The organism is Bacillus sp. 5w2 (genome assembly GCF_054353775.1).
Map to the genome: position 1 here is coordinate 55,547 of NZ_JBTIWT010000020.1, position 20,293 is coordinate 75,839.

Here is a 20,293-nt window from a genome sequence, read left to right on the forward strand (position 1 = left end):
GAATTCACTTTCTAAAATAGGCAATTTCCTGTTATTATATGGAGGTGTTTCAAAAAATGAAGAAATGAAAACGCATTTATATCGTAAGTTCTTCATCCTGTTTTAGCGATCGGTAATCTTCTACTCTATTAGTGGGGCATTACCGATCGTTAGAACGATATGTAATTATATTGGTATAGAAAACCGAAGGGAGTCTTGTAATGGACATTTTATTAGCGCTTCTTCCTGCAATTGCATGGGGAAACATCTTATTAGTAAGCGTAAAAATGGGCGGTGGTGCATATAGCCAAACGGTAGGTATGACAATCGGTGCTCTATTCTTCGCAACAATTATGTATGTATTTACTCAACCGGCTTTAACAATGACAATCTTGATTGTTGGTTTTATTTCAGGTTTATTCTGGGCTTTAGGACAAGTAAACCAATTAAAAACAGTTGAAAAGTTAGGTGTTTCTACTACTGTAACGATTTCTACTGGTATGCAACTTGTTGCAACTTCTATCTTTGGGGTTATCGCTTTCCGTGAGTGGACTACTACTACTACAATCATTATGGGAACGATTGCAATCCTATTAATCGTAGTTGGTGTTGTATTCACATCACTAGATGACAAAGAAAATGCTCAGCCACCAGGACAATTGAAAAAAGGACTTCTTACTTTAATTGTTTCTACTTTCGGCTACCTTGTATATGTAATTATCATTCGTTGGTATAATATCGATGGTTGGTCTGCTATTTTACCACAAGCAGTTGGTATGTTTGTTGGTGCGGTTGTACTGACATCTAAACATAAGCCATTTAACAAATATGCAATCCGTAATGCTTTATCTGGTTTACTATGGGGAACAGGAAACTTATTCTTACTTCTTTCATTACCACGTGTTGGAGTGGCAACAAGCTTCCCATTATCTCAAACTGGAATCGTTATCTCAACATTCGGTGCGATTGTCTTCTTAGGTGAAAAGAAAACAAAACGTCAATTGATCTTTATTGCACTAGGTAGTGTTTTAATTATCGGCGGCGCTGTATTACTTGGTATGACAAAAGCATAAACTTATAGTCTATTAATCCCTGAAGCAATTATGCTTCAGGGATTTTTTATTACAACTATTTTTTAAATATAATAATATTTATAACCTTATTTGCATTAACCCTCCTCCCTCCATTTTCATCCTTTTCACGATAAGTCTTTTCTTTTTACAAAATTCTCTTAAAAATGGTATCGTTTTTTATAACATATCTCCACTAGAAAGGAATAAAGGATATGCTAACTAAACATCGAATTTTATTTATTGGTGCTGGTCGTATGGCAGAAGCTATATTTTCCGGATTACTTAAAACAAGCAAAGAATACATCGAAGAAATTATCGTTTCTAACCGTAGCAACGTAGAAAAGCTAGAACAATTACAAGGGTGCTATAATGTGTCTATTACAACAGATTGGAAGCAGCATGTTACATCTGTTAATACGATTGTTTTAGCAATGCCGCCTTCTGCACATGAAGAATTATTAGCAGAGTTATCTCCGTTACTATCAAATCAACTTGTCGTAACGGTAGCTGCTGGCATTGGCCCATCTTATTTAGAAGCTAGACTACCTAAGGACACGCCTGTTGCTTGGATTATGCCAAATACAGCTGCTGAAATTGGGAAGTCAATCTCCTTATATACAATGGGACAATCAGTAACCGAGATGCATCAAGAAACCCTGCAACTGCTTTTAAGAGGCATTGGTACTTCGCAACTTTGCACTGAAGAGGAAGTTCATCAGCTTACTGCAGTTACTGGAAGTGCACCAGCTTTCCTTTATTACTTTGCTGAAAGCTTGATTGAAGCAACAAAAAGTTATGGAGTCGATGAAGCAACCGCAAAACACCTTGTCATTCAAATGATTTCTGGCTCTGCTTCTATGCTTGAACAAACGCAAAATCCGGCTAACCTCCGCGAACAAGTAACAACGCCAGGTGGTTCCACAGCTGAAGGTCTCAAAACTTTATATGAGTATAATTTTTCAGAGGCAATTCAAAAAGCAGTAGAAGCAACAAACAAAAAAGCTAGGGGGAAATAATATGAGTTTAACAAGTTTAAAAGACTATACAACATTACATAACGGTGTAAAAATGCCTTGGTTCGGTTTAGGTGTTTTTAAAGTAGAAGATGGTTCAGAAGTAATTGATTCTGTAAAAGCAGCAATTAAAAATGGCTACCGCAGCATCGACACTGCAGCAATCTATCAAAATGAAGAAGGCGTTGGACAAGCGATTCGTGAATCAGGTGTTTCACGTGAAGAATTATTTATTACATCAAAAGTATGGAATAGCGATCAAGGATATGAAACAACACTCCAAGCATTTGAAACTACATTAGAAAAATTAGGTCTAGAATATTTAGATTTATATTTAGTACATTGGCCTGTAAAAGGGAAATATACTGAATCATGGAAAGCATTAGAAAAGCTTTATAAAGATGGCCGTGTTCGCGCTATCGGTGTGAGTAATTTCCACATTCACCACTTACAAGACGTATTTGAAATTGCTGAAATTAAGCCAATGGTCAACCAAGTGGAATACCACCCACGTTTAGCACAAGAAGAATTACATGCTTTCTGTAAAGAACATAACATTCAGCTTGAAGCTTGGTCGCCATTAATGCAAGGACAGCTACTGGATAACCCAACATTACAAGACATTGCTACAAAATATAATAAATCAACTGCACAAATTATTTTACGCTGGGATCTACAAAACGAAGTTGTAACAATCCCTAAATCTATTAAAGAACATCGCATTATTGAAAATGCAAATATATTCGATTTTGAATTAAGTGCTGATGACATGAAAGCAATTCAAGCTCTAAATGAAGATCGTCGCGTTGGTCCAGATCCAGATAACTTTAACTTCTAGTAGAAAAACCACTGCCATATGCAGTGGTTTTTACGTTAAAGAAAACTGAAAATTTAAACTATATTCCATCCGGTTGACACTTCATTATCCAAGGTGTAAGATTTTGAATTATCAAAGAAGAACAAAAATTAATAAAATTTATTCGTTTACTCATTGTATCAAGAGAGGTGGAGGGACTGGCCCTTTGAAACCTCGGCAGCAGGTTCATTTTGAATACTGTGCCACTTCCTGCAAGCTTTGTGCTTGAAAGATAGAATGAGGGACTTCGTTTATATACGGGTGCATAACTTGTACGTAAAAATCCCTCTTTCTCAATACGAAAAGAGGGATTTTTTATTTTTCATTTCCCTCATCATCATCCAAACTTAATTATTTAGGAGGAAAATCAAATGAAAAAGAAGTTTGTACCCGGTATCGCATCAGTTGTAGGAGTAAGTATTTTATTAACTGGTTGCGGTAGTTATAAAAACGAAGCAAGCGGAGCAAATGCAAAAGGCGAGGCACCTAGTAAACAGGTTTTAAACTTATCTTCACCTACTGAAATACGAACAATGGATACAGCTCGTGCTACAGATACTGATTCTGGTCAAGTGATGAGAAACGTATTTGAAGGCTTGTATAATCTTGGTGAAGGTAACAAACCTGTCCCTGGTGTTGCAAAATCTCATGAAGTAAGTGGCGATAAAACGAAATACACATTCCATTTACGAGATTCAAAATGGTCAAACGGTACGCCTGTTACCGCGAAAGATTTCGTCTTCGCTTGGCAAAGAGCTGTCGATCCAGCAACAGCCTCTGAATATGCATTTTTATTCTTTGATATTAAAAACGCAACAAAAATTAACAACAAAGAACTTCCAGCCGACCAACTTGGTGTAAAAGCAATTGATGACCATACGTTTGAGGTAGAATTAGAGCGTCCTGTTCCGTATTTTATTAGCTTAACAGCGTTCCCAACATTTCTACCAATTAACGAGGAATTCTTTAAAGCACAAGGTGATAAGTACGCTTTAGAAGATAATGCAATCTTGTACAATGGAGCTTTTACACTAAGCGATTGGAAGCATGAACAAAGCTTTAAATTCAAGAAAAACCCTAGCTATTGGGATAAAGATACTGTCAAACTAGAAGAAATCAATTTTAACGTCGTAAAAGAAAAATCTACAGAAGTAAATTTATTCGAATCTAAACAATTAGACCGTATAAAACTAACATCTGACTTCGTTGATAAATATAAAAAAGATGCCAACTTTAAAGAACGCCCGAACGTAGGGGTCCAGTTTTTACGTATGAATCAACAAAACAAAGTACTTCAAAATGTTTCTGCACGCCAAGCAATCGATCAAACAATTGATCGAAAATCCTTTGTAAATACGTTATTAAATGATGGCTCTACACCAACCTTTAGTCTCGTGCCGAAAAACTTTACAAAGGGGCCTGACGGAACAGACTTCCGTACTGCAAACGGGGATTTAACAAAAATCAATACAAAATCTGCACAAGAATTGTGGAAGAAGGCAAAACAAGAGCTTGGTTCTGAAAAGATCACATTAGAATTATTAACAAGTGATGGTGACCTTGAGAAGAAAACTGGCGAGTTCTTAAAAGGGCAACTAGAAAAGAATTTAGACGGATTAACAGTAAATGTAAAACCACAACCGCGTAAACAACAAGTTTCACTTTTATTAAAAGGTGACTACGAAATCGGAATTGACGGCTGGAGCCCTGATTTTGCGGATCCAATTACATTCCTTGAACTATTTACAACGAATAACCCTTACAACTTAGATCATTACTCTAATAAGGAGTTCGATGAAACAATAGCAAAAGTGAAAACAACTTTAGCTGGTGATGAAAAAGCTCGCTGGGAAGCATTACTGGCATCCGAGAAAATATTATTTAAAGACTCTGTTATCGCTCCTCTTTACCAAAAAGGTGAATCTTATTTAGAACGTTCTTATGTGAAAGGAATTGTGCAAGTAGACTTTGCAGGTCAATTAAACTTCAAATGGGCACAAATTGAAAAATAAAAGGCAACCTGAATTGAAGTTTTTCTACCCATACCAATTGTTTTATTGGAAAAATGTATCAAAAGCGGATTTCTCATTAGGAGAAAATCCGCTTTTTCAATATATTATTTTTAAAAAATAATACTCCATTTTTTATTATTGACATATAGTTCTTTCCAGTGTTAATATTCTAAATAATCAAAGAAACTAAATATTTAACCATCAAAATATAATGTCTTCTACGTTGAAACATATAACGATAGATTATAGTTCAACATGTATATACATATAGAACACCTGATGACCTACATGCACATTTTTATAATAGGTTTTCTCTTCTTCTATAGTTACACTTCAAGACATGGACATTATGACGTTACAAACAACACATTTAGGGAGGAACGAACAATGAAGAAAAAAGTTGTACCTGTTGTTGCATCTGTTTTAGGGGCAAGTCTATTACTAACTGCTTGCGGGGGAAATAAAGATAATGCAAGCGGAGCGAAAGCAAATGATAAAGCACCTGATAAACAGGCCATTAACTTATCATTCGCTTCAGAAATTCCAACAATGGATGTTGCAAAAGCAACGGATGGTGAATCCATGAACGTAATGCGAAATGTTTTTGAAGGTTTATATGCAATGGGAGAAGATAATAAACCGATTCCGGGTGTTGCTGAGTCGGTTGACGTTAGTCCCGATAAAACAAAATATACATTCCACCTGCGTGATTCAAAATGGTCAAACGGTACTCCTGTTACAGCAAAAGATTTCGTCTTCGCTTGGCAACGTGCCGTAAATCCTGATACCGCAGCTGAATATGCATTCTTATTCTTCGATATAAAGAATGCGAAACAAATAAACCAAAAACAATTACCGGTTGATCAATTAGGTATTAAAGCTCTTGATGACAAAACTTTAGAAGTACAACTAGATCGTCCTGTTCCCTACTTCTTAAACTTAACGACATTCTCAACATTCTTACCAATTAATGAAGAGTACTTAAAATCTCAAGGTGATAAATACGGTTTAGAAACAAATCATTTAATTTACAACGGTGCTTTCACATTAGATAACTGGAAACATGAACAAAGCTTCCAATTGAAAAAGAATCCTAACTATTGGGATGCTAAAACGGTAAAATTAGAAGAAATCAACTTCAATGTCGTTAAGGATAAATCTACAGAAGTTAACTTATATGATTCAGGACAAATTGATCGTGTTGCTTTGAATGCGGAGTTTGTTGATAAATATAAGAGCGATCCAAACTTCAAAGAACGAGCTGAAGTTGGCATTCAATTTTTACGACTCAATCAAAAAAATGAAACATTAAAAAATCAACATGCACGCCTTGCTATTAACGGCGCAATGAATAAAAAGGCATACGTAGAAACAATTTTAAATAACGGCGCTGTTCCAGCTGAAGGAATGGTTCCTGCGAAATTCGCAAAGAGTCCAGAAGGCAATGACTTCCGTAAAGAAAATGGAAATCTAGTCAAAGATGATGTGAAAACAGCGAAAGAAAACTGGAAAAAAGCGAAGCAAGAACTTGGTACTGACAAAGTAACAATCGAACTATTAACTAGTGATAATGCTTTAGCTAAAAAGACTGGTGAATATTTAAAAGGTGAACTAGAAAAGAACTTAGATGGCTTAACAGTGAATTTAAAACCACAACCACGTAAACAACAGTTAAAACTACTATTAAGTGGTGATTATGAAATCGGAATCGATGGCTGGGGCCCTGACTTCGCTGATCCAATTACATTCTTAGATTTATTTACAACAGATAGTGCTTACAACTTCGATAAATACTCTAATAAAGAGTATGATGAGCTAATTCATAAAGTAAAAACAGATTTAGCCGGTGATGAAAAAGCACGCTGGGAAGCAATGAAGCAAGCTGAAAAAATCCTATTACAAGACGGTGCTGTCGCTCCTTTATACCAACAAGGTCGTTCTTACTTACAACGCGGATTTATTAAAGGACTTGTAACAACTGACTTCGGCGGTGAGTTTAACTACAAGTGGACAGAAGTTGCAAAATAATAAAGTAAAAAAGGTATCCCAAGAAGGATACCTTTTTATTTTATGCTTCTTTAACTACAGAGCTTCTTCTTCCCTTTACCATTCCTTTTATCGCTAAAGTCATCACTGCTACTGATTGTGTAACCAATACAATAACTAATAATGAAATAATATTTCTCTCTAAACTAACTCCTCCGAATATTATTGTATAATAGCCATTTGCTGCATATGTTGCGGGAAATAATTCGCCGATTGTTTGATATGTTTTAGAAAGCATCTCATGTGGTACGATTACACCCGAACTTACAAGTTGTAACGATAGTGAAATTATATTAAAGATCATACCTGCATTTCCGAAAACAGTTATGAACATTTGTGTTAATGAAAGAAAAGCGAAGAAGACTATTGTCAATAATCCTCTTCCCCTTCTTTTTGCATTGAACTAAAACTCATCATAAATATAAATAAAAACATCAAATATATTTTCCACGTCAAAGAAGGTATATGCCCTGACCAAAGATAGCTAATCAAATAGTTAATCCCCATAATACAAGAAGATACTACTAAACTAATGCTTATTAGTTTTACATATTTGAACATACCTTTTCTCCTTACTTTTCTATCTCTTCAAATTGCAGATTTACCGGCTCTTCTAGGAGTGTTTCATAAAAGTTTTCAGCCAAATCTGTTGAAGGAATTTTTCCATCCACTTCATCAAATCGAATACTATCTAGCCACACACAACCTTCTCCTGATAATAAAACACCAAATGCAATACCAAGTGCTTCTTCTTTTATATCTAATACAACCGAGTACGATTGCCAGTTATTCGTATTTTTAATTGGACGATTTTGCATGTTATCCATAGCGAGCGGTTCTGTATCTTTTCCGTCTACTCGCATCCACAATCCTGCCCAATCTCTTACGTTTTCACTCTTAACAAATGCTGTAAAACGTAATCTCTTTCCTACATATTTATCCGCTCGGAACATTTGCATTAATGTTGAAAATCCTCCGTGCGTAACATTCTCTTTTGCTTTTATGTATGCAGATACTTTCCCTTGATGGACAACTTCATAATCTAAACCCATCTCATATTCAGCAGGATGACTTCCACTTAAGATCCATCCTTTCGGTATACCTTTTTGCATTGAAACACCCTCTCTTTCTATATAAAATGATTGGAAATACTTTCGATATTTCTTTGGTGGCAATTGGAACATTCTTTTAAAAGCTCTCGTAAATGCCTCTTGTGAGGAAAAACCGTATTGCACTGCAATATCAATAACTGCTCTCTCAGTTGACACTAAAATCTGCGCAGCATGAGTTAACCTTCTCTTTCGAATATAATCCGTGACACTCATCCCAATATAACTTTGAAAAATACGATGAAAATGGTACATCGATACTGCAATGTGAGATGCCACTTTTTCTGTTGTAAGCTCCTCATGTAAATGCTCCTCTATATATTCAATTGCTTTTTTCATCATCTCTTTATATTCTTCATGCATTTTAGTACCCCCTCACAACTTCAATTTACCATATACATACAAATTATTTTTGATTTAAATTGCGGATTAGCCCTTGTAGCTACAGAATAATAATTTATTTTTAGCACATACATAATTACATGTTTTTGGGAAAAACTTGTATAGAACGAATTTACATAAGGAGGAATTTATAATGAGAATTTTACTATCAGTTTTATTAGCTCTTATGCTAGTACCTGCATTAACAGGATGTAAAGCTCCTGCAAAAGAAGACACAACTTCTAATAAAAAGACTACAGAAGAGGCGAAGAATGAAGCTCCTGCTGATTTAAAACTAAACTTCAATGAATTCGATTTAAAGGCAGACTACCAAGATACAAAGAAAGACTACGAAGCAGACTATAAAAACGTAGCAGCTGATAAAAAAATGGAAGCAAAAATTGAAGATCATAAAGCAGATGTAAAATTAACAGGAGACGAGGCTATCACAAAATTAAGCCCACTTCTAAAAGAATTAAAATTTGATAAAGATACTCCTGACCAAGAAGTAATCGATCAAATAGTGAACGTGTTCAAACTTGATAAAGACTACCAAAAATTCGATTTAGAAGTTGTCTTCTCTGATGGAACGAAAAAAGAATATAAAAGAGAAATAAAATAAAGAAGTAGGCGGTTGCCTACTTCTTTATTTTTGCATATCTTAAATCTGGCTTAGATCCAACATAATATTGCAGTCCAGATACTGATTCTTTTTGTAAATAGGAATCAGAAGGGAATATAACCGGAATTAATGGTGAATCTGTAAACATAATATCTTCTGCTTTATGCAGTAAGTCAAAGCGCTTATCTTCATCTTGTTCAACTTCTGCTTCTTTTACTAAAGCATCAAATTCTTTATTATGCCATTTTGCATAGTTATTCGGACCATCACCTGCATATAGATCTAGTTTAGTAATTGGATCTAATAGAGAGCCGCCCCATCCCATATAAGCTAATTGGAAATCACTTTGCTTATATGTGTCGATGTAACTCTTCCACTCTTTATTTTCTAATTTAATATCTACGCCTAGATTTTTCTTAAACATTTCTTGCATTGCTTCTGCTACTTTTTTATGTTGTGTATCTGTAGTGAATTTTAATGTTACTTCAGGTAATGTAGACCAGCCTTGTTCTTTCATACCTTCTTCTAGTAATTTTTTCGCTTCTGCTGGATCAAATTTAACGTAACCACCTTTTTCTTTACGGAAATCACGGCCACTTTGTGTTTTTGCTCCTTCTGGAACGAATGCATTTGCTTCTTGTGCATTGTTTTTATAGAGTTTTTCCACGATAAACTTGCGATCAACTGCTAATGAGAATGCTTTACGTACTTTCGCATTTGTGAATGGCTCTTTTTCTACGTTAAACGAATAAATATAAGATGAAAATCCTGCAACACGCTTATATTCTTTATTTCCTTTTTCTTTCTCAATCATCTCTTGTGGTAAACCACTTAGTAAATCTAATTCTTTTGATTTGTATAATTGGTACGCTGTTTTAGAGTCTGGAATAATACGAAACTCAATTTCTTTTAATGTTACCTTTTTATCATAGTATTCTTTATTTTTTTGTACTGTAATTGCTTGGTTATGCTTCCATTCTTTTAACGTGAATGGTCCGTTCGTAATTAACTCTTTTGGATCTGTTTTTAATTTATTATTATCATCAATTGATTTTTTAGATAATGGAATAAATAATGAACTTGCTAATTTTTGTTTAATAGAAGACACTGGGTGCTCTAGTGTTACCTTTAATGTTTGAGGATCAACAACTTGAATACCCACTTGGCCTTCTTCACCTTTTCCAGTATTATATGCCTCTGCACCTTTAATAAAATACATTTCTGTCGCATTCATAGAACCTGTTTTTGGATTTAATAATCGCTTCCATGCAAATTCAAAGTCATTTGCTGTAATAGCAGAACCATCTGACCATTTAATATCTTTCTTTAAATGAATTGTATATTCAGTTCCATCAGTATTTACTTCTTCTTTCTCTGCTAATTCATTTTGATATTTCCCATCACTATCTTGCGTATATAAACTTGAGAATAAATGTCCAATTACATAACCTGACGTGCTATCTGTTGCAATAGCGGAATCAAGTGTATATGGATCGCTACCAATATTCGTTACTAATCGATCTCCTCCTCCCTTACCAGCACTTGCCTTTTGCGTCTCTTTCTTACCGCAAGCGACAGAAGTAATTGCTAAAACGGTCATAATGACAAACAGTAAAAACTTCTTCATCTTACATTCCCCTTTACCCTGAAATTTTTGGTGTTGATGCTAATAATGTTTTTGTATAAGAATGTTGTGGATTACGGAATACTTCATCCGTATCTCCAAATTCAACAAGTTCTCCTTTATATAAGACAGCCACTTTTTCACATAAATAGTGAACCATCGGTAAATCATGCGCGATAAATAAATATGTATAGCCTTGTTCCTTTTGAATCTTTTGCAGCAAGTGCACAATTTGGATTTGAAGTGAAACATCTAATGCTGAAATTGGTTCATCCAGAATCAATACTTCTGGCTCACATAATAAAGCTCTTGCAATAGCAATACGTTGACGTTGCCCTCCGCTAAATTCATGCGGGTAACGATCAATATATCGTCTATCTAACCCAACACGCTCTAGCGCATCACCCGCGACTTTATCTTTCAATCCTTTATCGCCTAAACCAAATGAAATATAGCCTTCTGTTACGCTATCGCGTACTTTCCAGCGCGGATTTAATGCCGCTGTGGAATCTTGAAAAATGAACTGCACTTTCTGTAAGAAATCACGCTTATGAGCTGCCTTCAACTTGTGAACAACTTGACCGTTATAATCAATTTCACCAGACGTTGGTTTCTCGATCCCAGCTATAAGCTTACCGAGTGTTGTTTTTCCAGAACCGCTTTCTCCAATAATGCCAAGCGTTGTTCCTTTCGGGATAGAAAGAGATATATCTTTTAAAGCTGTGATTTCTTTGTTTTTACTTCCATACGTTTTCTTTACTTGCTTTACCGTAATTAAATCTGTCGTCATGAAGCATTCACCTTCTCTTTTGATTTCGCTTGGTTATGCTCTAGAACATGCTGCCAACAATGAGAACTATGCTCCTCAGAATATGTTGTTCTCTCTGGGAAGCGATGAATGCATTCTTTTATTGCTACTGGGCAACGATTAACAAAGGGACAACCAAAGCTATTTAATGTTTCAATGGAAGGTGTCGTTCCTTCTATTGCACGTAATACTTTTTCTGAATCATCCATATTCGGAATTGCTTGTAATAAGCTTTTCGTATATGGATGTTTAGGAGAACCTATTACTTCCTGTATCGTCCCTTTTTCAACAACACGTCCACCGTACATAACTACCACCCGGTCAGCTACTTCACGTACAAGCGCCAAGTCGTGTGTGATTAATAAAATGCTCGTATTTTGTTTTTCTTTCCGCTCTTTTAATAATCCCATAATTTGTTTTTGAATCGTTACATCTAACGCTGTTGTTGGCTCGTCTGCAATAACAAGCTTTGGATGACAAGCAAACGCAATTGCTAAACAAATACGTTGCCTCATACCGCCACTTAATTGATGTGGGTACTGTTCAAAACGTTTCTCTGCTTCATGTATTCCTAAATCATTTAATAGGTTAATTGCAATTTTTTTTGCCTCTTTTTTCGATTTCTTTTCGTGTTGCAAAATCACTTCTGTAATTTGCCTTCCCACCTTCATCGTCGGATTTAAAGATGAAAGCGGATCTTGAAAGATAAAGGAAATATCTTTCCCGCGAATTTGATTCCATTCTGATTCTTGTAAATTCGTTAATTCCTTTGATTGGAAAGATACATTTCCACCATCGATACGAATGGATTCTTGATTTAAGCCGATAATAGATTGCGCTGTAACGCTTTTTCCTGAACCACTCTCCCCTACCAATGCCACTATTTCACCTTTGTTAATAGAAAAGGAAACATGTTTCACAATCGCTTGCTTACTATTCTCTTTTTCAACGGCTAACGTTACGTTTTCTAAAGATAAGAGCTGTCCCATGTTTTTTCTCCTTTCGATTCCGTTTTACGATTTTCGGATCAATTGCATCTTGCAAACCATCACCAATAGCATTAAATGCGAACATGATGAGTGCAATCATGATTGCCGGGAAGAATAGCTGCCACCACTCTCCGCTTAGTAATGTCCCAAGTGCATCGTTCGTCATCGTTCCCCAGCTAGCCGCTGGTGATTGCACTCCGAGTCCGATAAAGCTTAAAAATGATTCTGAGAAAATAGCTGCCGGAATTGTAAATGATAAATTTACGATAATAATCCCTGTTAAGTTTGGAATTAAATGTCCATATATAATTTTCATATGAGACGTACCTAACCGCTCTGCTGCGATAACAAATTCTCTTTGTTTTAAAGACAGTACTTGCGCTCGAATAAGACGAGCCATTCCAATCCACCCTGTTAATGCAAGGGCAATAATAATAGTAAAAAGACCTGGTTTCATAACAATTAATAGCAAAATAACAATTAATAGATATGGGATACCATATAATACTTCAATCCCTCGTATAATCCACTCATCAATTAACGTTCCAAGACGATTACGCCCTCTTACATATCCGCTAAAACCTCCGATTAGTACACCAATCCCTATGTCTAGAGCTGCTGCTACCAATCCAACTGTTAGTGAGATTTTCCCACCAGCCCAAGTACGCGCCCATATGTCTCTTCCTAAATCATCGGTTCCAAACCAATGGTCCCTACTAGGAGGTAAATTAGTTGCTTCTTTCACTTGTTCACTCGCAGTAAATGATGTTAAACTTTCGCCAATTAGTGAGAAAATAATAATTAGTAATAACGTCACTGCCCCTAAAACCGCTATAGGGTTTGATATAAACTTGCGAAACACTTCCTTCTTTCGGCTAATCGTTTGCTGCTCTTTATTTATCGTTAATTCTTTTTTCTCTTCATTCGTTAATAACTGGTTATTGATTTTATAAGCTCCCATTTAAATGTCCCCCCTCCTTACGTAATAGAACGAATACGTGGATCAACAATACGATGAATAATATCTGTAATAAAAATACATGCAATTAATAGCGCACTATAGAAAATGGTTGTTCCCATAATGACCGGATAATCCCGGTTAAAAATACTATCTACAAAATATTTTCCAAGACCAGGAATGGAAAATATTTTTTCAATAACGAAAGTCCCTGTTAACAGTCCAGCCATTAATGGTCCAACAAATGTAAGTACTGGCACAATCGCATTTCGAAGAGCATGTCTTATAATAATTTTCTTAATTGGTATGCCTTTCGCTCTCGCTAGCTTAATATAATCACTCTGCAAAACTTCAATCATATTAGAGCGAACAAATCTTGTAATAACCGCGATTGGCCCTAATGCTAATGCGAAGGATGGCAATACTGTATGTTCGAATGTACCCCAAGAAGCAACAGGTAACAGTTCAAACTGTATAGCAAATACTTGTATAAATAGTGGTGCTAAAATAAAACTTGGAATAGAAATACCGAGAATTGCAAGTAAGCTCACACTATAATCAATTACTTTGCCGTGATGCAGGGCAGCAAATGTACCTGCTGCAATTCCGACTAACAATGAAATAATAAGTGCTTGTAAGCCGATAATTGCTGATGGACCAAATCCTGTCGTTATAATCTCTGATACACCTTGTCCCGTCGATTGAACGGATTCACCAAAGTCAAAATGAACTACACCATCTAAATAAGCGACATATTGATTCCATAACGGTTCATCGAGGTGATACTTCGCCCTCATATTTTGTATTACTTCCTCTGGGAAGATTTTCGCATCTGATGAAAATGGATCCCCAGGAATGATATGCATAATCAAAAATGTTACTGTCGTAATGACCCATAGTGTGAACACCATAACCGATAGTTTTTTAATAACATACACTTCAATAACCCCCTAAACAAATAAATTTACTTTGTTTTATTTACATATTTATTCCCATTACTTCTTTGCTTCTTAAAATACAAAAAGCCTTGATCTTAAAAAATAAGATCAAGGCTTAATAAACGAAGGCCCATCACTTATCTTTCAAGACTTGCTTGCTGGAATTAGCACGGTGTTCCTGTTACAGAACCCGCTGCTGAGGTGTCATAGGGCCAGTCCCTCTACCTCTCTGGATAAGTAAATTGCTATATTATTATTTGGTTCAAATTGTATATTTCGAATTATAATTCTGAAAAAATGAAAAGTCAATCAAATTGGATATATTTAGAAAAATCAGTTTTTAATTCTTTTATCGGAATTACCATTAACAATCGTTATACTTGTCATCCTTGGCTTCTACAAACTTTTTATAATCCATTCGATACTATTACCTGGCAAACCATTTCTATATTTCATGAAGAGCAGCAAGTATTGGTATCCAAGGATGAAGATGAAGACGGTAAGAAGAAAAAATAACCTTGCATGTGCAAGGTTATTTTTTCGTTTCTGCTTGAAAACGTTTATAGTATGTCGATGCTGTTGCAAAATTAATTTCTATATCACGAATCAATGATGAGTCTTCTTCTTTAGCTAGCTTCTGTAATTTTTTCATCGCTTGTTCCGATTCATTCAAGAAACCAGCGTATATCTCATGTTCTTGCTCTTTCGACTTTGGAACACGAATTTCTTTACGTATATTATCGATATCTTCTAACATGCTCGTTGTTACCTTTTGCACATCCTCTTTATATGTAGCATTCGTTATTTCCTTACCGCCCTTTTCTTTTGCTACTTCAAATAACTGCAGTGCTTTATTAATTTCTTTATTTATTTTTATATCGTATTTTTCATGTACTGCAAGGTATTCTTTTATCTCTTCTTTTTGTTCAGTAGATTGCTCTACCTTTTCTTTCGGTTCTTTCGTATCTTTATTTCCATTACACCCTGCTAGAAGGAGCATACTTCCCATTACAGCAATACCCAAAACCTTCTTCATCTCTTCTTCTCCTTTTATCTACAGCTATTACTCATTATAGTTTATTTTATCTCCACTTGTTATTATACCGAGAACACCCTACTTTTTACACTTAAGACGATATCTTAATATACACACCAACATTTTTGTCACAGTATCGTCACTTTATCAATTTAGCCAAGAAGACTCCTTCCTCAAGGATCGTGAAGGACGTAGCCCAGCGAGTAGGTGGGAGATGAATTGGCTTCGAACAAGAGATGACAGGAAGTCATCTTAATCGTTCGACATATGTAAAGTATTACCAGGAAATTTGTAATAATCACTTCACTATCAATCGAATGTATGTTTGGTATATAATAGACATATATCGAAATGGAGGTGAAACGAAGGATGATTAATAAAGCGTATAAATTTCGTATCTATCCAAATAAAGCACAAGCGATCCTGATTAATAAAACAATTGGTTGTTCTCGTTTTGTATTCAATCACTTCCTATCTCTATGGGATAATGCATACAAAGAAACAGGAAAGGGTTTGACATATGGTACATGCTCTGCCAAACTTCCTGCCATGAAGAAAGAGTTTGTTTGGCTAAAAGAAGTGGATAGTATTGCTATTCAATCGTCTGTTCGCAACCTTGCGGATGCTTACACACGCTTTTTTAAAAAACAAAACAGTGCCCCGCGTTTCAAATCTAAAAAGAACAACGTACAATTTTATACCACAAAACAAACAAATGAAAACATTGTTGTTGTGGGAAACAAAATGAAATTGCCGAAACTAGTTCTTGTTCGATTTGCCAAAAGTCGTGAAGTAAAGGGACGTATTTTAAATGCTACGGTTAGACGGAACCCTTCTGGTAAATACTTTGTGTCCTTGTTAGTTGAAACAGAAGTGCAAGAACTTCCGAAAACACATTCTTATATTGGAATGGATGTAGGGTTAAAAGATTTCGCCATTTTGTCAGATGGAACAACCTATAAAAACCCTAAATTTTTTCGCTCATTGGAAGAGAAGTTGGCAAAAGCACAGCGTGTTCTTTCTAGAAGAATGAAAGGATCTTCTCGCTGGAATAAACAACGAGTAAGGGTAGCTAGAATTCATGAATACATAGCTAATGCTAGAAAAGATTACTTGGACAAAATCTCAACTGAAATCATCAAAAACCACGATGTTATCGGTATAGAAGATTTACAAGTATCGAATATGTTAAAAAATCATAAGTTAGCAAAAGCGATTAGTGAAGTATCTTGGTCACAATTTAGAACGTTGCTAGAATACAAGGCAAAATGGTATGGAAAACAAGTCATTCCGGTATCCAAAACATTTGCTTCAAGCCAATTATGTTCTTGTTGTGGGTATCAAAATAAAGACGTTAAGAATCTAAATCTTCGTGAATGGGATTGTCCTGAGTGCAATAGTCATCACGACAGAGATATTAACGCAAGTATCAATCTTAAAAATGAAGCTTTAAGGCTTCTAACCGTAGGAACTACGGGGATAGCCTAATGAATTAGAAGCCACTAGGCTTCTGTACTTAGGAATCTCCCACTTCAAACAGTCCGTAAGGACGTTAAGTGGTGAGTAGTTCAAGCAAATAACTTTTGCATCACCTTACAACACTGTATAAATTATTTCAAAGAAATGAAAAAAAAAGCTGATTCAACACATGTTTGAATCAGCTCTTTTTTATAAATTAAGCCTCTAAATTTTGTCTTTGTTGCAGTTCAAACTGCTTCTCACTTCTTCTGGCCATAAATAGATAACATAACACAGCACCAATTTCACAAAGAGCTATTACAACACCCATCGGTAATGCGGTGTTGCTTCCACCAATACCTACTAACGGTGCAACAAGTGCTCCTGAAATAAACTGTAATAATCCTAATAGGGCCGATGCTGTTCCTGCAGCTTGTTTCTGATTTCTCATCGCTAACGAGAACCCAGTTGTTGAGACAATCCCAACACTTGATACAACAAGGAATAATGAACATAAAACACCAATTAAACCTATTCCTAGTACGATTGTCAGTAATAAAGATAAGCCACCAACAGCTGCGAGAATAATACCGGAAACGAATAATGTTTTCTCATTCACTTTCCCTGCTAAACGGCCCGTAACCTGACTAGCAATAATAATACCGATACCGTTGATCGCAAAGAATAAGCTAAATTGCTGCGGGGATGCTCCGTATATGTTCTGCAATACAAATGGTGAGCCTGAAATGTAAGCAAACATTGCCGCTGTTACTAGTCCTTGTGACAATGCATATCCCATAAACAAACGATCCTTTAACAGTTTTCCGTACGTCGCCAATGTCCCTGACAAACCACCTGTTTCTCTTTCTTCGGGAGGTAATGTTTCACGTAATACGAAAGTAGCTGATATTAACATGAATACACTAATTGCTCCAAGAACGATGAAGACACCGCGCCATGTTGTAAATTGTAGCAATTGTCCTCCAATAATCGGTGCCAAAATAGGCGCCGCTCCGTTTACTAACATGAGCAGTGAGAAAAACTTCGTCATTTCAGAACCTGAATACATGTCACGTACCATTGCACGTGATATAACAATCCCAGCTGACCCTGAAGCTCCTTGTAAGAAGCGTAATAACACTAAACTCCAAATAGATGGCGCAATAGCACAAAGTAACGAAGAAGCAACATAAATAATAAGAGCAATAATAAGAGGTTTGCGCCTTCCGTAAATATCACTAATTGAACCGACAAACAACTGTCCTACTGATAGCCCAAGCAAACAAGCTGTCAATGTAAGCTGCGCAAGGGATGCACCCGTTTGTAAATCATCTGTTAATTTCGGTAACGAAGGCAAATACATATCAATAGATAATGGCCCGATCGCCGTAAGTGTCCCTAGTACAAGAATCATCCATAACCTGTTCATCTTTACAGGTTTATATATTTCGTGATTAACTTCATTCACTTTTTCAATTCACCCTTTCCGATACATACTAAATCGTAACAATTATAGTTACAACATAAACATACGTCAAGTATAGTGCATTTTCCTGTTTTATACTGTAAAAAAAAGCGATAGAATTTCTATCGCTTTACTTTTTCAAATTACTATTTGCAAATTTAGATACAGATGCCATTGTTTCTCCTGTGTCTAAATATGTGATTTGGATTGGATCCCCTACTTCTGTAAACATTGCATATGGGAATTTCTTCGCTGGTACCATAAATACTTTTTGCTCATTTTCTAATAGTACGTACACAATCGTATTTTCACCTGATTTTTCTTTATATACACGTTGTACAGTACCTTCTTTTTGTGCTTCTTTACCACTTGAAGTCGGTCTAAATGAATCTCCACTTCCACTCAACGCATTTTTATAATTCTCAAGCGCTTCTTTTTGTGTCGAACCTGTTGCAAATATTTTCGCATTAGAAGCATAGATAACCGTGTGAGCACGTACTAATCCTCCGTCATCAATAACAGGTACAATCCAAGAAGGTTTACCATACACGTTATAAATAACCGGCATCGTTCCGTGCCATTTCTCTCTCTTAAAAGAATTATCCACTACTTCCGAAGCAGCTGAACCATCCATAATTCCCTTTACTTCTTTTCCGTTATAGTAATACAACTTACCTGTACGCGCATCGATAAGCGAGTAACCTAACGCAGAATCTACTCCTTCTTTCGGAGAGGTGAAATCAGTAAAGTAATATAGCGTTCCATCCTTACCGAAGATTGGTGTAACTCCTTCTTTCGTTCCCCACTCAGTCGGAATCTTCATATCCGTTTGCGAGAATTTTGTATTCCAAAATCCATGAATATATTTACCAAAATACGTATTTAATGTAGATGCGGTCTCGTGATTTAACACACCATCAACAAATTTAGGCGCTTTTCCTTTATCGTATCTTTTCACTTCACCTGTTTGTGCATCTACTACTACAACACCCTCTACCTCAAATCCAGATCTTCCTGAAATAAATTCACCATACGTCATTGTATAATACGGTTTCCCTTGATCATCAACTTCGAATTTAGGCTTCCCTTTAAAAATTAAATCCGGTTCTGCTTTTCGAACGACACGTTCTAATTTATTACCAAAAAACATGCTCGGCACATATTTCATTTTATAACCGAGGTGCAGCTTCGCTTCCGCATCAGGATTCGTACCTGACATCGTTACATACCCTGGAATTGTCTCAGCCTTACGTGCTTTAAAAAATCCTGAAACTTCAATCGGTGCTACATATAAAGCCTCACCATTTACCATTTGTGGTGTTAATTCTCCCAGCTCAAAATAAGCTACTTTCGGAATATCCCCAAATACTTTTTTCATCTTATTCTCCGCTGTCTTTGGCGGCACTGTAAACGGCTGATCATTTTCAGTAAATGGCTCTGAAATATCTTTCTCTACTTTAACAACAGAATCATACTTCGTTTGCGTGATTACTATATCGTGTAAATAACCAAAATAACCGTAACTTGCGAGTAAAACAAACATTAGAAGTCCTTTTAATGTCCCTTCTAATTTCCCTATCTTCTCTTGTGAAAATAAAACAAGCCCAATTAAAATTGCTACTGCAACAGAATAATGAGTAAGAATCGAATCTGCTCGATCATCAATTAGCCAAAGATATTCATAGATTGCAATACCTATCCAAAATAAAATAGGAATAACTAAAATAGATGATTTCTTACCCCTTACAACCTTCCCAGCCTCTTTCTTATCCACTGCTCGCAGTTTACTACCGCTTCTTGTCCATGGAATTAAAAACAAAGTGAGAATAGCTAAAATTAAAAATTTCATCAAAGGCAATGTCCCCTTTTCTTTTGTTTTCCCCTTTAGTATAACAAATAAAGGGTATACAGGTAAAAATGGGAATG

At 35.8% G+C, this 20,293-nt stretch carries 18 protein-coding genes, 1 pseudogene and 2 riboswitches; of the genes and pseudogenes, 8 read left to right on the forward strand and 11 right to left on the reverse strand.

Annotated elements, in window-relative coordinates; all coding sequences use genetic code 11:
- The first annotated feature begins 200 nt into the window (after positions 1 to 200).
- The 5 genes from ACXY7N_RS25005 (at position 201) to ACXY7N_RS25025 (ending at position 6,961) form a co-directional block, all read left to right on the forward strand.
- On the forward strand, positions 201 to 1,052 hold the full coding sequence (locus ACXY7N_RS25005) for a GRP family sugar transporter (RefSeq protein WP_016089628.1): 852 nt from the start codon (positions 201 to 203) through the stop codon (positions 1,050 to 1,052).
- Between the two features lie 212 nt (positions 1,053 to 1,264).
- Entirely contained in the window at positions 1,265 to 2,068 is an 804-nt protein-coding gene (gene proC, locus ACXY7N_RS25010; RefSeq protein ID WP_016133454.1) for a pyrroline-5-carboxylate reductase, read from the forward strand.
- A gap of 1 nt (position 2,069) precedes the next feature.
- Positions 2,070 to 2,903, forward strand: a complete 834-nt coding sequence (locus ACXY7N_RS25015) for an aldo/keto reductase (protein ID WP_016089630.1) — start codon at positions 2,070 to 2,072, stop codon at positions 2,901 to 2,903.
- A 152-nt stretch (positions 2,904 to 3,055) separates the two neighbouring features.
- Positions 3,056 to 3,160, forward strand: a riboswitch (SAM riboswitch).
- 132 nt (positions 3,161 to 3,292) lie between these two features.
- Complete coding sequence (locus tag ACXY7N_RS25020) at positions 3,293 to 4,933, forward strand: peptide ABC transporter substrate-binding protein (protein WP_016089631.1); 1,641 nt, start codon at positions 3,293 to 3,295, stop codon at positions 4,931 to 4,933.
- Between the two features lie 387 nt (positions 4,934 to 5,320).
- The gene (locus ACXY7N_RS25025) at positions 5,321 to 6,961 is read left to right on the forward strand and encodes a peptide ABC transporter substrate-binding protein (RefSeq protein ID WP_016133453.1); all 1,641 of its coding nucleotides are present in this window, start codon (positions 5,321 to 5,323) and stop codon (positions 6,959 to 6,961) included.
- Positions 6,962 to 7,001: 40 nt separating this feature from the next.
- Here ACXY7N_RS25025 and ACXY7N_RS25030 read toward each other — a convergent pair whose 3' ends face one another.
- Genes ACXY7N_RS25030 through ACXY7N_RS25040 form a run of 3 tightly spaced genes read right to left on the reverse strand, consistent with a single transcriptional unit; the run spans position 7,002 to position 8,451 of the window.
- Positions 7,002 to 7,352 carry an ABC-2 transporter permease gene (locus tag ACXY7N_RS25030; RefSeq protein WP_488592669.1) on the reverse strand — a complete coding sequence of 117 codons (351 nt, stop codon included), beginning with the start codon at positions 7,350 to 7,352 and terminating at the stop codon, positions 7,002 to 7,004.
- Complete coding sequence (locus tag ACXY7N_RS25035) at positions 7,349 to 7,540, reverse strand: hypothetical protein (protein WP_016089634.1); 192 nt, start codon at positions 7,538 to 7,540, stop codon at positions 7,349 to 7,351. The genes ACXY7N_RS25030 and ACXY7N_RS25035 overlap by 4 nt, the downstream gene beginning before the upstream one ends.
- Before the next feature lie 11 nt (positions 7,541 to 7,551).
- Entirely contained in the window at positions 7,552 to 8,451 is a 900-nt protein-coding gene (locus tag ACXY7N_RS25040) for a helix-turn-helix transcriptional regulator (RefSeq protein ID WP_488592670.1), read from the reverse strand.
- A gap of 172 nt (positions 8,452 to 8,623) precedes the next feature.
- Between ACXY7N_RS25040 and ACXY7N_RS25045 the strand changes: the two genes are divergently transcribed.
- Positions 8,624 to 9,091, forward strand: a complete 468-nt coding sequence (locus ACXY7N_RS25045) for a YusW family protein (RefSeq protein ID WP_016133452.1) — start codon at positions 8,624 to 8,626, stop codon at positions 9,089 to 9,091.
- A 16-nt stretch (positions 9,092 to 9,107) separates the two neighbouring features.
- Here ACXY7N_RS25045 and ACXY7N_RS25050 read toward each other — a convergent pair whose 3' ends face one another.
- From ACXY7N_RS25050 to ACXY7N_RS25070, 5 genes are read right to left on the reverse strand one after another with little or no spacing between them, the layout of a single operon-like run.
- Positions 9,108 to 10,718 carry a peptide ABC transporter substrate-binding protein gene (locus ACXY7N_RS25050; RefSeq protein WP_016089637.1) on the reverse strand — a complete coding sequence of 537 codons (1,611 nt, stop codon included), beginning with the start codon at positions 10,716 to 10,718 and terminating at the stop codon, positions 9,108 to 9,110.
- 13 nt (positions 10,719 to 10,731) lie between these two features.
- The gene (locus ACXY7N_RS25055) at positions 10,732 to 11,505 is read right to left on the reverse strand and encodes an ABC transporter ATP-binding protein (RefSeq protein ID WP_016089638.1); all 774 of its coding nucleotides are present in this window, start codon (positions 11,503 to 11,505) and stop codon (positions 10,732 to 10,734) included.
- A complete protein-coding gene (locus ACXY7N_RS25060) occupies positions 11,502 to 12,512 on the reverse strand; it encodes an ABC transporter ATP-binding protein (protein ID WP_016089639.1) in 1,011 nt (336 codons plus the stop codon). The genes ACXY7N_RS25055 and ACXY7N_RS25060 overlap by 4 nt, the downstream gene beginning before the upstream one ends.
- Complete coding sequence (locus tag ACXY7N_RS25065) at positions 12,469 to 13,473, reverse strand: ABC transporter permease (protein WP_488592671.1); 1,005 nt, start codon at positions 13,471 to 13,473, stop codon at positions 12,469 to 12,471. Before ACXY7N_RS25065 ends, ACXY7N_RS25060 begins: the two co-directional genes overlap by 44 nt.
- A gap of 17 nt (positions 13,474 to 13,490) precedes the next feature.
- The gene (locus tag ACXY7N_RS25070) at positions 13,491 to 14,408 is read right to left on the reverse strand and encodes an ABC transporter permease (protein ID WP_375807674.1); all 918 of its coding nucleotides are present in this window, start codon (positions 14,406 to 14,408) and stop codon (positions 13,491 to 13,493) included.
- Positions 14,409 to 14,542: 134 nt separating this feature from the next.
- Positions 14,543 to 14,648: riboswitch (SAM riboswitch) on the reverse strand.
- A 103-nt stretch (positions 14,649 to 14,751) separates the two neighbouring features.
- Between ACXY7N_RS25070 and ACXY7N_RS25075 the strand changes: the two are divergent.
- Positions 14,752 to 14,924: pseudogene (locus tag ACXY7N_RS25075) on the forward strand (DUF3951 domain-containing protein).
- 16 nt (positions 14,925 to 14,940) lie between these two features.
- Here the strand turns inward: ACXY7N_RS25075 and ACXY7N_RS25080 are convergent.
- Positions 14,941 to 15,444, reverse strand: a complete 504-nt coding sequence (locus tag ACXY7N_RS25080; RefSeq protein WP_488592672.1) for a hypothetical protein — start codon at positions 15,442 to 15,444, stop codon at positions 14,941 to 14,943.
- Positions 15,445 to 15,813: 369 nt separating this feature from the next.
- Between ACXY7N_RS25080 and tnpB the strand changes: the two genes are divergently transcribed.
- Complete coding sequence (gene tnpB, locus ACXY7N_RS25085) at positions 15,814 to 16,932, forward strand: IS200/IS605 family element RNA-guided endonuclease TnpB (protein ID WP_488592673.1); 1,119 nt, start codon at positions 15,814 to 15,816, stop codon at positions 16,930 to 16,932.
- A gap of 187 nt (positions 16,933 to 17,119) precedes the next feature.
- On the opposite strand, the gene ACXY7N_RS25090 is transcribed toward tnpB, so the two are convergent.
- Both ACXY7N_RS25090 and ACXY7N_RS25095 read right to left on the reverse strand, forming a co-directional pair.
- Positions 17,120 to 18,379 (reverse strand): multidrug effflux MFS transporter, encoded by a 1,260-nt coding sequence (locus ACXY7N_RS25090; RefSeq protein ID WP_488592676.1) that lies wholly within the window; start codon positions 18,377 to 18,379, stop codon positions 17,120 to 17,122.
- A 118-nt stretch (positions 18,380 to 18,497) separates the two neighbouring features.
- The gene (locus ACXY7N_RS25095) at positions 18,498 to 20,216 is read right to left on the reverse strand and encodes a DUF3981 domain-containing protein (protein WP_088083160.1); all 1,719 of its coding nucleotides are present in this window, start codon (positions 20,214 to 20,216) and stop codon (positions 18,498 to 18,500) included.
- Positions 20,217 to 20,293: the final 77 nt, after the last annotated feature.